Genomic DNA, 14309 nt, shown 5'->3' with positions numbered 1-14309 from the left:
TTTTTCAGTTATGTTTATATTTTATTTCGCTGAGAAAATTTGCCCTAACCAATTCCATAAAGCTGCAAAAAAATCAGCGATGGTAGAACCTGTCTGATTATTTCCATTTCCTTGATTATGGTCAGGATCCTGTGTATTTCCTCTTAGATCTAAATCAACAATAATCGGATCGTGATCAGATGAGCGATAGGCATCAGCAGCATAGAAATCACGCTTCTGCTCATCTGTTTTATATTCTTCGTTATAATCCAGTGCTGTAGGCTCGTCAGCATTAATATGCCATGCAAATGCACGTCTTACCCGTGGATATAAATCTTGATCAGCAATCGCATGATCTAAATTTCCTGCACCACCATAACCATTGGCATCACTTGCCACACCAAAAACATAACTATAAGCCGTCTTAGCTTGACCGATTTTTTCATCATTTAATAAAGCTTTATAATTGGCTTTTTCAAGTTCTAAAATAGGTGCTTCTTTGGCGTAGCTATTAAAATCCCCCACCAATAAATAATGAGGATTTGGTACTTTGGTTGGATTGGTGGCAATCCATTGACTCAATTTTTGTACCGCAGTTAAACGTGTTTGATTATAACAACCCTGCCCATCATTTTGGTCGAGATCCAAACCTGTTGCACCATCACAACGTTTTGATTTTAAATGATTTGGAACAATTGTAAATTTCTTACCACCATTTACAGCCTGAAATGTTTGTGCCATTGTCACACGATTCATTTGCGTTGCATCATCATAAATGACAGCATCTTTTACAGGTTTCACACGTTTAGCATTATAAATAATCGCAACAGCAATCGCATCGCTACCTAATTTTGCTGAATGAGGTGGAATCACATATTTCCAATCAGCACCCAAAGCTTTCGTTAAGTAAGTAACTGCACTATTTTCAGCATAGCCATTATTTGCAATTTCCATTAAGCCATAAACATCAGCATCAATTTGCTTTAAAGCACTGATAATTTTAAGATGTTGTTTATCAAATTCAGCTTGTGAGCTAGCACCACGTTCTGTAGGAAAACCTTTTTCTGCACCATTATCATAATTTAGGACATTAAAAGCAGCGACACGAATCTGTTGTTTTTCTTTCGCAATCACACCTGAGCGCAAATTACTGTCCTGAATTACTTCAGGTGCTGTATGACCTTGAATAGGTTGAATACGCCATGCATTAAAACGATATTCTAAAATACCCTCAACATTTTTAAGTTGATACCCTGAACGCAGGGTATTTTTAGCATTAAAATACTGTGGCAACCAAGGGGTTCTGTTTTGATTATTAAAACCATCATCTAAAATGATTTTTGAGAGCAAGTTTTGTTTTGCTAACTGAATCGCTTCAGGAGATTTTGCTGCAAATAAATTTGTTGGAATATACAAACGCCCAAGACTTAAAGACAAATCTCCATAACGCCCATAGCTATAGTTTTCACTCACTGTTAATGTTTGAGGCAATCTGACATACATCCCTTGATAGCGCTTTGGTACATGACCTGTACTTGAGTTTAAGTCTGTAAATGGCAGAGTTAAACTTTGTGGGCTAACTAAACTCGCTGCATCAGTATTACACGTTTGAATATTACTGCTGAGTTGATCAATCTGTAATTGGTTTTGATAATTACTTAGGCGTCCTCTAAGAATAACTTCTTCACCAACTTTGCCCCCAGTTATATGACTGCTTGTAGGAACATAAACAAAAATCGCATTGCTTACGTCAGCTTTGGCTTTACTGTCCGCAGTTTGTACATAAAAACCTGAAAAACCATCTTGATAACGATAATCTGCGGTGATTACACCACGAATAATATAATTTTGATTTTGCTGTGCTGTTTGTAAATCAGCAATAGGGATATCTGTTGCATTACAACTTATAGACGTTACAGGTGGTGTTACTGTCCCTGTTAAATAATTTGAAAAAGCGTTGCGATCTGTCCATGCTGTCCATGACTGATCTAAATTAAAATTTGCAGTACTCTCGATACTCACAACATTATTTTGTGTTTCTATACGTTGAAAGCTATTTGCTACACTCTTAACTGCTGTTCCCCAGCCACCCTCAGGACGCTCTCCGACACGACCAAAACGGTCTACAGGCACTCCTCGATAAAGTAGAACTAAAGCATCATCACCATTAAAAGATAATCCTGCAACTTGATTGACCTGATCACCAATAGCTGCTTTTAACTCTGAACGACCAATGACGAACTTCTGCTGACTTGGCAACTCACCTTGTAATGTAACTGTTAAGGTTTTAATTGTACCGCCATTACTAAATTGTTGGATTTCATAATCTGCTAAATTCACTTTACTGGCATCAGGATTATAAATTTCTAGACCTTTGCGATTGGCTGACCCGTCAATATATTGGCTAAACATCAATTGTGCATGGCTTGAAAAAGAACAGCTCAGCAGCGTTAAACTGAGTGCAAGTGTATGTGGCTTGAATAATTTCATGATTTGAACATTTTTTGTTTAAATTAAATTCAGCTTAGTTTTCATACATGACATCGCCATGAATATTTCATGACAATTCCAGCTAAAGTGTTCACATTACACTTTTTTATGCTTGAATTCTCTATAAAAGGTTTGACTTGAAAAGTAGAGTACTTAAAATAGCGCTTTTGTATTTTTGGTAATCCCCAAGCTTATGTCAAACGATCAAATTGGAGCGCAAGTTGTAGAGTTAGACAATTTGCACGAGCACCGTGAAATTGTGACTTTTATGCGTCGTTCTGCGCCTCTAAATACTTCACAACGTTCTGCGCTTGAACAACATCGTGATTTAATTTTGGAATACCCTGTTGGTGATTTACGCCAACATTTTCCACATCCTGAACGCCCACTTACTGTTGAAATTGGATTTGGTATGGGACGTTCGTTAGTACTCATGGCAAAAGCCAATCCTGAACGCAACTTTATTGGTATTGAAGTTCATGTTCCGGGTATTGCACAATGTGTCTATGAAGCAGGTATGGCAGAACTAAGCAACTTACGTGTTTTAGATGCAGATGCAATCCAAGTATTACGCGAAATGCCAGACAATAGTATCAATACCATTCAATTATATTTCCCTGATCCTTGGCAGAAAAAGCGTCATTTCAAACGTCGTTTTGTTTCACATGACCGCATGCCTCTTGTTGAAGAAAAACTAGAAATTGGGGGAGCTTTCCACGCTGCTACTGACTGGGAACCTTATGCTGAGTGGATGCTTGATGTTCTTGACAACCGTCCTCGCTTAGAAAATTTAGCAGGTAAAGGCAATAGCTACCCACGTCCTGAATGGCGTCCTCAAACTAAATTTGAGCGTCGTGGTATTGAAGCAGGTCACAAGATCAATGATTTTCTTTTCAAGAAAATAGATTAATGCTTTGGCAATGATCTATTGCCTAGAAATGATATAAGGTGATCAAGCTCAGTTGATCACCTTTTTTAATTTTATAACCATTCAAATGAGATTTCAATCTCATTTTTTAGAAAAACTTAAATTAAAACAATGCATCTTTAAAAATTTAAAAAATCACAATGGCAAATCACTCCATTCATTAATGGAATTTTAAATTAATTATTACATTGAATAATATATGTTGTGCCTTTAATATTTTTAAAGCCAATAAAAATCTGAATATTTTTATTAGGTTATTTAAAACAAAAAGGAGCAAAAACTTGATTAACTCTGGACGTGTTAAATCGACGAAGGATCGTACAGCTTTTAAAAAAAATGTAACGGTGAGTTGCCTCAGCATAGCTGCATTATTGCTATCTGCCTGTAATTCATCATCTACACCGAGTACTCCCCCTGAAACCAGTAAAACCATTTCGATCAAACGAGATCAATATGGTATGCCGCATATTTATGCAGATGAAACCTATGGTTTATTTTATGGTTATGGATATGCGATTGCTACAGATCGTTTATTTCAAATGGAAATGTCTAAACGTACAGGCTGGGGTACGACAGCAGAAGTCTTAGGCAAAGAATATCTTGCTTTTGATATTGCTACACATAGTCGCTTTGATCCTGAATCAATCCGCCAACAACTCGACAAACTTTCTCCTGAAGATAAAGCCATTTTTGATGGTTATGCCGCAGGCTTTACACGTCGCGTTCAAGAAGTCATTGCCAATCCTGAACTTATGCCGAAAGAATTCATTGACTATGGTTTTAAACCATCAGAATGGAAGTCTGAAGATATCGCTATGGTTTGGGTTGGACTGATTTTAAATCGCTTCTTTGCATCAAGTTCTGAAGTTGCAAATTTAGATTTATATACAGAGCTACAAAAAGCCAAAGGTGCTGAGGAAGGAAAGAAAATATATAATCAATTGCGTTGGCTCAATGACCCTACCGCCCCAACCATTGTAGATACTGAAAATTCTCCATTAAAAGCTCAGGCTCAAATCAGTAAAAATTTAAAACCCATCTCAAGTTATAGCGCACAAAGTTATATGCAACAAATGCGTTTAACTATGGGAAATGGTGTAGTTAATGATGTACCCACTGCAAGTAATGCATGGGTGCTAAATGCAGATAAGACGCAAGAAGGTCAAGCAGTTTTATATAATGCACCACAACAAGGTTGGTATACACCTGCAATTACCTATGGCATAGGATTACATGGTGCAGGTTATGATTTAACAGGTATTACGCCTGTGGGCTTACCTGCAATTTTATTTGGTACAAATGGCAAAATCGCTTGGGGCTCTACTGTTGGCTCTTTAGATACCAATGATATTTATCAAATTCAGCTTAACCCATCTAACCCTAAAGAGTATTTGTATCAAGGGAAATATATTCCTTTTGAACATAAACAAATCAAAATTAAAGTTTTAAACCAAGAAGATCATCTTCTTGATGTCTACAAAACCAAACAAGGTTTTGTCAGTAGTTGGGATCAAAGCAATCATACTGCCTATGCGACACGTCGCAGTTGGGAAGGACAAGAAATTGAAACCTTACTCGGTTGGGCAGAAGCAGCCAAAACAACCAATTGGAAGGACTTCTTAACCCAAGCTTCACGTGTTGCGGCATCTATTACATGGTTTTATGCAGACACGCAAAATAATATTGGTGTAGCAGCACTTGGACGTTTACCTATTCGCCCGACTAACCAAAATATTCAGTTACCTGCGGTTGGTGATGGCTCAATGGAATGGCAAGGATTTTATGATTTTTCAAAAAATCCGCAGCAATTAAACCCAGCTAAAGGCTATATTGCGAGTTGGAATAATAAAGCCTATAACAACTTATTCGCTGATTCTTCTAACTTTTCTTATGTCGATCGCGTGAATGAAATCTTAGAACCATTAAAAGCCAAAGAAAAATTTAGCCAACAAGACATTTGGGAAATCAATCGTATTTCATCACGTTCTGATTTAAATGCGCGATATTTCATTCCAGATATGATTAAAGTTGCCAAAAGTGAACATGCATCTGCTTTGGCACAAAGTATTGCCCCATTACTTGAACAATGGGATATGAAATTAAACCCAGATAGTACAGGAAAATATTATCAAGGTGCAGCACCAACAATTATGCGTGCATGGTTAGATCAAATGATCATTTTGGTGTTAAAACCAAATCTGCCTGCTACAATTTATCAAAAATATACCGATACTTTATATCCTGTACAAAATGATCCGCGCAGTGCCCAACCTGCACCAGCATCTAAACTGATTTGGAATGCCTTACAAAAAAATGCAGGCGTTCCACAACAAGTTGACTTTTTAGGAGGTGAAAACCCTGATCATGTTGTGTTAAATGCGCTTGAGTTAGCCTTAAAACAACTTAAAACACAATACAAATCAGAAAATCCAAATAACTGGAAAACGCCAGTTGCCAATATGCACTTTTCTGCAAAAAATTCAGTGGGTATTCCTTGGGCTGATTTAAAATCAGAACAGCAATTATCAACTTATAGTAATGCAGGAAGTGCGAGCTTCAAGGTGGTGCTCAGCCCAAATCAAGTGTCAATGTGCTCAGTCATTGCACCGGGTCAAAGTGGTTTTGTACATAAAAATGGTCAGTTAGATGCACATTTTGCAGATCAATTGGCTTTATTTGAAAGCTTTAACTGTAAGCAAGACCCTGTGAGCAAAAAGCAAATTTCTGAAGCGACAAAATCAGAAATCACACTAACATATTAATTTAGACAATAAAAAAGTGGCGTTTTATACGCCACTTTTTCTCACCAACACGAAAGTATATTAAGCATCATTTTCAGCAAGGCAAATATTTAAAATACCATCTAATTCATCTAAAGAATTATAGCTGATGACCAATTTACCCTTTCCTTGCTTGTTATAGTCAATTTTGACATTGGCACTAAAACGTTCAGACAATTTTTGAGTCAATTGCTCAACATCAGGCGCAATAATCTTGGTTTTATCTTGCTTAGGTGTATTCCAATCTCGAACGAGTTGTTCTGTTTGACGTACAGATAAACTTTTTTCTATGACAACTTGTGCAATATGCAGTTGATCTTTGGCTTTCAATGTCAAAATTGCACGTGCATGCCCCATATCAAGGAAGCCTTGTTGCATAAAATCTTTGATTTCTTCAGCCAAACTTAACAAACGCAATAAATTACTGACTGTAGTACGTGCCTTGCCCACCGTATCTGCAATTTCTTGATGACTTAAACCAAACTCTTCGTGAAAACGCTGCAACGCCATCGCTTGATCAATTGGATTTAAATCTTGGCGTTGAATATTTTCAATGAGTGCTAAAGCAATCGCAACTTGGTCATTTAACTCACGAACAATGGCAGGAACTTCAGTTAAACCAGCGAGCTGCGCTGCGCGCCAACGACGTTCACCTGCAATGATTTCATATGGATGCTTTTCATTATCAATCGGGCGAATGACAATAGGTTGCATCACACCATGTTTTTCAATAGATGCCGCTAACTCTTGTAGGTCTTCTTCTTTAATGAAGCGACGTGGTTGATATTCACCACGCGTCAATAAATGCACATTAATATATTTAAACTGACCCAAATCCAATGTTTGTGACTCAAGTTGTAATCTTTCTTTTTGAATAGAGCCTAATAATGCGTCTAAGCCACGACCTTTCGCCAAGCCTCGTTTTCTGGTGGTCATGCTTTCGTTCCTTTTTTCAATTTACTCTTTTTTAAAATTTCAGCTGCTAAATTTAAATAAGCAACTGCACCTTTAGAGCTTTTCTCAAAATAAATAATCGGTAAACCATGCGCTGGTGCTTCTGCTAAGCGTACATTACGTGGAATGACGGTTTCATAAAGTTTGCGACCAAAATACTGTTCAAGCTCAGCAGATACATCACGTGTTAATGCATTTCGAGCATCATACATTGTCCGTAATACACCCTCAATTTCTAAACTTGGATTCAGTGCTTGCTGAATTTTATCAATCGTTTGTGTTAAATCAGCCAAACCTTCCAAAGCATAGTATTCGCATTGCATTGGAATCAAAACACTGTCCACAGCAGCCAAAGCATTCACTGTGATCAGGCTTAAACTTGGCGCACAATCTACAATGATATAATCAAATTGATCTGCTACTTCTTGCAAAGCATGACGTAAAATAAACTCACGCCCCTCATGTTCTGCAATGGCTAATTCTACACCTGCCAAATCACGATTTGAGCCTAAAACTTTATAGCCCACTTCTGATTTTGCAATTGCATTTTCAATCGACACTTCACCTAACAATACATCAGTGATTGAATACAATAAATCATTTTTTTGAACACCTGAACCCATTGTGGCATTGCCTTGTGAGTCCATATCGACCAATAAAACGCGTTTTTTGAGTACTGCCAATGAAGCAGCCAAATTGACAGCCGTTGTGGTTTTACCTACGCCACCTTTTTGGTTTGCAATTGCGATAATCTGAGCCATGGTAAACCCCAATTCCTAAGATGAATTAAATTTGTTTTAATAAAAGTAAATGACGTTGTTCGTCTAAACGTGGAACACGCAATTCAATAATTTCGCAACTAAATTGGTTTTTTAACTGTTCCACTTCATCTTCAGGAATTAAACCTTTCATCGAAGCAATGACACTGCTTTCATGCATAAATGGAGCTGATGCCGTCACAAAATCAGTCAATGATGCAAATGCACGACTGGTAATCACGTCAAATTTTCCTAATGCTTGAATACTTTCAGGGTTTTCAACGCGTGTTTGTACAGCAATCACATTTTGTAGTTTTAAATCGGCAATAAATTGTTTAAGGAAACGAATTTTCTTACCATTTGAATCTAGCAATACACACTGACGTTCAGGTTGACATAGGGCAATAATCATCCCTGGCATACCACCACCTGTCCCAATATCCAATAAACGACCTTCAGGTAAGTCATTTAAAATGCTTAAACTGTCCAAAAGATGTTTCACCAACATTTCTTTAGGATCACGAATTGCGGTTAAGTTATATGCTTTGTTCCACAGCACTAAAGCATCTTGATACTTTAATAATAGACCAAGCGATTCATCACTGAGTTTTAAGCCAAGCTTTTCACTGCCTTGTTTTAACTCTTGAAAAAATGGATGCATAAATACACAACATCTCTAAAAAATTAGGGGAAAGTATACCGATTTCTAAATCGTGGAACACTAGCGAACGCTGAGTTAATACGCAATTAAGCACATTAAGTCCAACTTAAGCATAGACACCTTGACGAATTTGTAAGTCTAGCGCCATTAAACGTTCAGGTGTTCCAACATCGACCCAAGCTGCTGACATTTTTTCCGCAGAAATTTTATTGTCTAACATCGCTTGTTTTAGCAATGGTGCTAAAGGTCGTTTTCCTTGCGCCAAACCATCAAACAGTTGAGGATGAATAATCGAAATACCACTAAAAGTAAGGTTTTCACCCTGTACATTTTGATCGAAAGTATACGCTCGACCTTCTGCCAAGGTAAAATCACCATGGGGATGTTGCTCAGGATTTTGCACAAAAACCAAATGTGCTAAATCATCATTTAACTTCACATCTAGCAAAGGTGCAAAATCAAAGGTTGTCCACACATCACCATTTAACAAAATAAATGGCTCATCACCCAACAAAGGCAAAGCATTGATAATACCGCCTGCTGTTTCCAAACCTTCGTCTTCACGTGTCCAACGAATGGTGACACCATATTGCGAACCATCACCCAAGGCACCTATCAGGACATCTGCTAACCATGCTGAGTTGATGATAATCTCAGTCACACCTATGCTTTTTAGTTTTTCGATGTGCCAAACGATCAAGGCTTTTCCGCCAACTTCAAGTAAAGGCTTAGGTTTATATAGCGTCAATGGACGCATACGATTACCCAAACCTGCTGCTAAAATCATGGCTTTCATTATGCAACAACCTCGTATTTGCCATATTTTTCTTCAAATTTCGGCAAAACTGTAGCATGAATAAACTGCATAAATGGTTGTAATTCTGCATAAGGTTTAGATTCTTCAAGCAAATACCACATCACACGTGGTAAATCTTTTAAATAACCTGACTTGCCATCACGCTCAAACAGACGTACAAAAATTCCTAAAATTTTAATATGACGTTGGATCGCCATGAGGTCAGCATCTTGTTTAAACTGAGCAAAATCACGATCTTGTTTTTGTGTTTCTGGTAATAAGTCATAGAACACTTTAAACCATGTATAAACACGCTCTGGATTCCATTGTACATAAGCATCACGGGTAATCGAGATCAAGTCATAGGTATCTGCACCTATTACAGCATCTTGGAAGTCAATCACACCGAGATCTGTTTCATTGTCCAATTTCATCAAATTACGACTATGAAAGTCACGATGTACAATAACTTGAGGCTGTGCCAATGCAGCATTGGCTAAAATCGCAAAAGTGCGTTTAATCAAGGCACTTTCTTCAGTTGTTGGCTGAATCTTTAAAGAAGGCAATAACCAATCTGTTAACAATTCCATTTCTGAAATCAGTTTTTCATATGCATACGCTGGAAAATGCCCTTCACCTTGAATGGTTTGAAGTTGCACCAACTGCTTAAAGCTTTGCGCATAATACTCATCAACAGTATGATCATTCAATAAAGTTGATAACAAAACATCACCAAAATCTTCGAGCAATAAAAAGCCTTGCTCAAGGTCTTTTGCCACAATATGCGGTACACGCACGCCATGTTGGTCAAAGAATTCATCAATCGACACAAAAGGTACACAATCTTCTTGTTCAGGTGGTGCATCCATCAACATAAATGTTTTATTATTCAAGCTAATTCGTGCATAACGACGGAAACTAGCATCGCCTGCTAAAAAGTTGATTTCAAATTGATCTGAATTGAGTACAGATGTTATCCATTTTTGTATCAATTGTTCACGTTGTGTTTTCATTTGCAATTAAATCTATTACAGGCTGATTTTTTGAAGTGCTAAGTGTAGCTACTTATCAACTTTTTCTCTATGATTCGACAATAATTAATTGCGATCTGCATACTTGGTTAATGAGACAAATGAAGCATCAGTTTAAATTTAATCCTTTAGCGACTGCTATTTTGACACTTCTTTGTGGAAGTTCAGTATCCAGCTATGCCGAAACAACGGACACTGCATCTGCTGCCGATAATGAAACATTAAAATCAGCAATCCAAGAAAGTTATCCTGGGCAAAACTTTTATAGTCAATATTATGTTGATAAAGATTCTGCTCAAGCCCAAGTTCGTGATACCCAAGGGGTCAGCAATCGCTATTGTGATGGTATTTGGGTAACACCATTCAACACAGAACAAAAAGCCGTATCACCTGAAGAAACGACATCTATCATCACCGCAGATCATGGTTACTACAACCCAAATGGTGACTCTACTTTATCTGGAGATGTTGTCATTGACCAAAATGGTCGTATGGTACGCGCTGACGAAGTGGTTATTGATAAAACACAAACCTTTGCTAAAGCCAAAGGTAATGTGCAAATGGCTCAAGGGGGCTTAATTGCACAAAGTGATGAAATTGATTACAACTTAAAAGAGCAAACAGGTGAGCTCAACAATAGTTTTTATATTGCTGAAGCAACACATGCGCATGGGCATGCGAAAAAAATTGAAAAGACCTCACCAAGTACGGTAGTTCTAGAAGATGCAAGCTATAGTACATGCCCTCCAGAGCAGTCACCAACATGGCAAATTAAAGCAAAAGAAATTGAACTCAACCAAGATACAGGACGTGGTGTCACACGTGGCACTAAACTGTATATAAAAGACACCCCTGTACTGGCTGTACCTTATTTTAATTTCCCGATAGATGATCGACGTACAACAGGGATTTTAAACCCAACCTTTGGTTTTACAAATGACGGTGGTATTGAAGTTGCTGTACCCGTCTATTTAAACTTAGCACCAAATTATGATGCGACCATTACGCCTCGAATTATCAGTGATCGTGGTGTACAAGCTGCTGGAGATTTTCGTTATTTAACTGAAGACTTTGGTGCAGGACGTATTTGGGGAAGCTATTTACCTTCTGACAAAGAATATAACGACCAAGACCGTAAAGATTTACATTTATTACATGATTGGCAAATCAATGATCAATGGTCAACAAATTTAGAATATAACTACGTTTCAGATAAAGACTTTTTCTCAGACTTAGACAGTGATCCAAGTTCACGTACAGAGTTAAACCAACGTCGTGCATGGGAACTCAACTATGGGCATGGTATTCCTGGTTTAAACGCGCAGCTACGTGTTGAAGATTTCCAGACCTTGGATAAAACCATTTCTGACATTGATAAACCTTATGCACGCTTGCCACAATTATTAGTCAATTATGTCAAAGGTAACCCACAAGGTTTACAGTTTGAATTTAATAATGACACTGCGTATTTTCAAAAAGATATCAATGATTTTAATCTGATCAATAATTCAGATTCTTCTATTTATCAACCTAGTGGTACACGTCTATATAACGAGTTTTCAGCACGTTATAACTTTAGAAACCCTTGGGCTTTTGCGATCCCTCAAGCCAGCGTACGTACTTTACACACATTTTATGATCAAAAGACCATTGACCGTATTGATGCAACCAATCCAAACCAAAGTAATGACAATAAAAACAAATCCGTTGTCGTTCCAGAATTTACTTTGGATACTGGTTTAACTTTTGAACGTGAAGGTAAATTTCTTCAAACCCTAACCCCTCGTGCTTTTTATGCTTATGCACCTTATGAAAACCAAAATGGTTATCCAAACTTTGACTCAACCACAGCATCTATTAGCTATGATCAATTGTTTAACCCTCGCCGTTTTTATGGGCATGACCGTTTAGAAGATAATAACTTCTTATCTTTAGGGCTAAGCTATAGCCTGTTTGATACAGTAGGTTTAGAGCGTTTACGTGCAGGCGTTGGTCAAAGTTTTTATTTTTCAGACCGCCGTGTAACACTCAATGAACAAGCAAGCCAAAAAGATGAGTTTGATACTGACCGTCAATCTGGTCCTGTCATTAGTTTATCTAGCCAGCTCTCTGAAAATTTCACTGTGAGTGCTAACTCTGCATGGATGTCAAATGGTGATAATGCTCAACGTGACTTCCAATTGTACTACACAGGCAATAAAGGCAACTTGTACAATATAGGTTACTTCTACCGAGATTATTTACCAGACCGACAAGATCAATACGATCAAGTGGTTGCATCATTTATACAACCTGTAAAAGATAATTGGCGTATTATGGGACATGTTCAATATGACATGGACAATAATGTCGCACGTGAATATCTTGCTGGTGTAAATTATGAATCATGCTGTTGGGGTGTTTCACTCTATGGTCGTGAATATTTCAATGATTTAGACAATGTAAATGATCCAAATGTTAAGCCTAAACGCGCAGTCATGGTTGAGTTTACATTAAAAGGTTTAGGTGGCTTAAACAATAAATTAGGCTCACTCTTGGAAAATCGTATCTTAGGCTTCGATAAAATTAATCAAACTTGGACACATTAATGAAGACGCAAAACTTAAAACAACTTTTTAAAGCTACTGCATTAGCATTATTTATTTCTTCATCAATGCCAACATTTGCTGCACCGACCAACCAAGTGATTGCAGTTGTTGGTGATCGAGCGATTTTAAAAAGTGACTTAGATCAAGGTGTAGCAGAAGCTGCTCATCAACTTCAAGCACAAAAGAAAGAAGTTCCACCTGTAGAATATTTACAGCGTCAAATCTTAAATCAATTGATTCTACAAAATGCTCAGCTTGAGCAAGTAAAACGTTATGGTTTAAAACTAGATGAAAAAACATTAAATGATGCTGTGCTCAAAGTTGCAAATCAGTCTGGTTCTACGAGCTTAGAAGCATTTCAACAGAAGTTAGATGCAATTGCACCAGGAACCTATGAAGGACTACGCAATCGAGTCGCTGATGATGTTCTAATCCAGCGTTTACGCCAACAACAAGTCATGTCACGTATCAAAATTTCAGATCAAGATGTAGAAAACTTTCTAAAATCTCCTGAAGGTCAAGCTGCTGTAGGAAGTGAAGTTCACGTTCTGCACCTACGCATCTCTGGAGATGCTGCACCAGAAGAGCTTGAAAATGTAGCTAAGCAAATTAAAAATGACTTAAACACAAGCAATGATGTCAAAGCATTAGAACAAAAATTCACAAATGAGCATGTAAAAATCGAAGGTGCAGATATGGGCTTTCGTCCACTTTCAGCAATCCCTTCTGAACTTTCAGCGCGTGTGAGTACACTTAACCCTGGTCAAACGACAGATTTGATCAAAGCACAAGATGGTTTACACGTTTTAAAATTAATTGACCGTAAAGGCAATGAACAAAAAGCATTGGTTACGCAATATGAAACACGCCACATTTTAATTAAAACTTCGGAAATTGTTACACCTGAAAATGCAAAACAAATGATTGAAAGCATCTACAATCGTTTAAAAGCAGGTGACGACTTTGCTACCCTTGCCTCTACCTATTCAAATGATCCAGGCTCAGCACGTGATGCAGGAAGCCTCGGTTGGGTAAGTCCAGGGATGATGGTACCTGAGTTTGATAAAGTCATGCAAAATACACCAGCAGGTGAAATTAGCCAACCTTTTGAAACACAATTTGGCTGGCATATTTTACAAGTACAAGATATTCGTAAACAAGACATGACCAATGAATATCAAAAACGTATGGCACGTCAAATCCTAGGTGAACGTCAATTTGACTCTGAACTAGATGGTTGGTTACGTGAGTTACGTGCTAATACCTATGTTGAAATTAAAGATAAAAGCTTAGATGATAAAAACCAGTCTCAATAATTTTATCAATAATAAAAAAACCAGTCTC

At 37.6% G+C, this 14309-nt stretch carries 10 protein-coding genes; 4 read left to right on the top strand and 6 right to left on the bottom strand.

The features are described 5' to 3' along the window. Window positions 1–21: 21 nt before the first annotated feature. Entirely contained in the window at window positions 22–2469 is a 2448-nt protein-coding gene (locus HX005_RS11315; protein ID WP_286377443.1) for an ExeM/NucH family extracellular endonuclease, read from the bottom strand. Between the two features lie 193 nt (window positions 2470–2662). On the opposite strand from HX005_RS11315, the gene trmB reads away from it, so the two are divergent. Together trmB and HX005_RS11305 are read left to right on the top strand one after the other, a co-directional pair. Next, the gene (gene trmB, locus HX005_RS11310; protein WP_286377442.1) at window positions 2663–3379 is read left to right on the top strand and encodes a tRNA (guanosine(46)-N7)-methyltransferase TrmB; all 717 of its coding nucleotides are present in this window, start codon (window positions 2663–2665) and stop codon (window positions 3377–3379) included. Between the two features lie 362 nt (window positions 3380–3741). Next, entirely contained in the window at window positions 3742–6159 is a 2418-nt protein-coding gene (locus tag HX005_RS11305) for a penicillin acylase family protein (RefSeq protein ID WP_286377481.1), read from the top strand. 60 nt (window positions 6160–6219) lie between these two features. Here HX005_RS11305 and HX005_RS11300 read toward each other — a convergent pair whose 3' ends face one another. From HX005_RS11300 to HX005_RS11280, 5 genes are all read right to left on the bottom strand, one after another. Beyond that, window positions 6220–7113, bottom strand: a complete 894-nt coding sequence (locus HX005_RS11300) for a ParB/RepB/Spo0J family partition protein (protein ID WP_107007983.1) — start codon at window positions 7111–7113, stop codon at window positions 6220–6222. Continuing rightward, complete coding sequence (locus tag HX005_RS11295) at window positions 7110–7892, bottom strand: ParA family protein (protein ID WP_107007984.1); 783 nt, start codon at window positions 7890–7892, stop codon at window positions 7110–7112. The genes HX005_RS11300 and HX005_RS11295 overlap by 4 nt, the downstream gene beginning before the upstream one ends. A 25-nt stretch (window positions 7893–7917) precedes the next feature. Further along, window positions 7918–8550: a 16S rRNA (guanine(527)-N(7))-methyltransferase RsmG gene (gene rsmG / locus HX005_RS11290; protein ID WP_107007985.1), complete on the bottom strand. Its 633-nt coding sequence runs from the start codon at window positions 8548–8550 to the stop codon at window positions 7918–7920. Between the two features lie 106 nt (window positions 8551–8656). After that, window positions 8657–9346: an N-acetylmuramate alpha-1-phosphate uridylyltransferase MurU gene (gene murU, locus HX005_RS11285; protein WP_286377441.1), complete on the bottom strand. Its 690-nt coding sequence runs from the start codon at window positions 9344–9346 to the stop codon at window positions 8657–8659. Next, a complete protein-coding gene (locus HX005_RS11280) occupies window positions 9346–10359 on the bottom strand; it encodes an aminoglycoside phosphotransferase family protein (protein WP_286377440.1) in 1014 nt (337 codons plus the stop codon). Before HX005_RS11280 ends, murU begins: the two co-directional genes overlap by 1 nt. A 119-nt stretch (window positions 10360–10478) precedes the next feature. Between HX005_RS11280 and HX005_RS11275 the strand changes: the two genes are divergently transcribed. Further along, a complete protein-coding gene (locus HX005_RS11275) occupies window positions 10479–12965 on the top strand; it encodes an LPS-assembly protein LptD (protein WP_107007988.1) in 2487 nt (828 codons plus the stop codon). Next, window positions 12965–14281 (top strand): peptidylprolyl isomerase, encoded by a 1317-nt coding sequence (locus HX005_RS11270; protein WP_286377439.1) that lies wholly within the window; start codon window positions 12965–12967, stop codon window positions 14279–14281. Before HX005_RS11275 ends, HX005_RS11270 begins: the two co-directional genes overlap by 1 nt. Window positions 14282–14309 lie beyond the last annotated feature (28 nt).

It is taken from the genome of Acinetobacter sp. R933-2, assembly GCF_030325485.1.
Lineage (GTDB): Bacteria > Pseudomonadota > Gammaproteobacteria > Pseudomonadales > Moraxellaceae > Acinetobacter > Acinetobacter sichuanensis.
The sequence above is the reverse complement of the archived record's forward strand: the minus strand, read 5'-3'. Positions and strand labels throughout refer to the sequence as shown.

What these genes read in the sequence shown, in the direction of transcription:
- murU (WP_286377441.1), bottom strand. Translation starts at nt 9,346, where the DNA reads ATGAAAGCCATGATTTTAGCAGCAGGTTTGGGTAATCGTATGCGTCCA.
- HX005_RS11295 (WP_107007984.1), bottom strand. Translation starts at nt 7,892, where the DNA reads ATGGCTCAGATTATCGCAATTGCAAACCAAAAAGGTGGCGTAGGTAAA.
- HX005_RS11275 (WP_107007988.1), top strand. Translation starts at nt 10,479, where the DNA reads ATGAAGCATCAGTTTAAATTTAATCCTTTAGCGACTGCTATTTTGACA.
- HX005_RS11315 (WP_286377443.1), bottom strand. Translation starts at nt 2,469, where the DNA reads ATGAAATTATTCAAGCCACATACACTTGCACTCAGTTTAACGCTGCTG.
- HX005_RS11280 (WP_286377440.1), bottom strand. Translation starts at nt 10,359, where the DNA reads ATGAAAACACAACGTGAACAATTGATACAAAAATGGATAACATCTGTA.
- rsmG (WP_107007985.1), bottom strand. Translation starts at nt 8,550, where the DNA reads ATGCATCCATTTTTTCAAGAGTTAAAACAAGGCAGTGAAAAGCTTGGC.
- trmB (WP_286377442.1), top strand. Translation starts at nt 2,663, where the DNA reads ATGTCAAACGATCAAATTGGAGCGCAAGTTGTAGAGTTAGACAATTTG.
- HX005_RS11270 (WP_286377439.1), top strand. Translation starts at nt 12,965, where the DNA reads ATGAAGACGCAAAACTTAAAACAACTTTTTAAAGCTACTGCATTAGCA.
- HX005_RS11300 (WP_107007983.1), bottom strand. Translation starts at nt 7,113, where the DNA reads ATGACCACCAGAAAACGAGGCTTGGCGAAAGGTCGTGGCTTAGACGCA.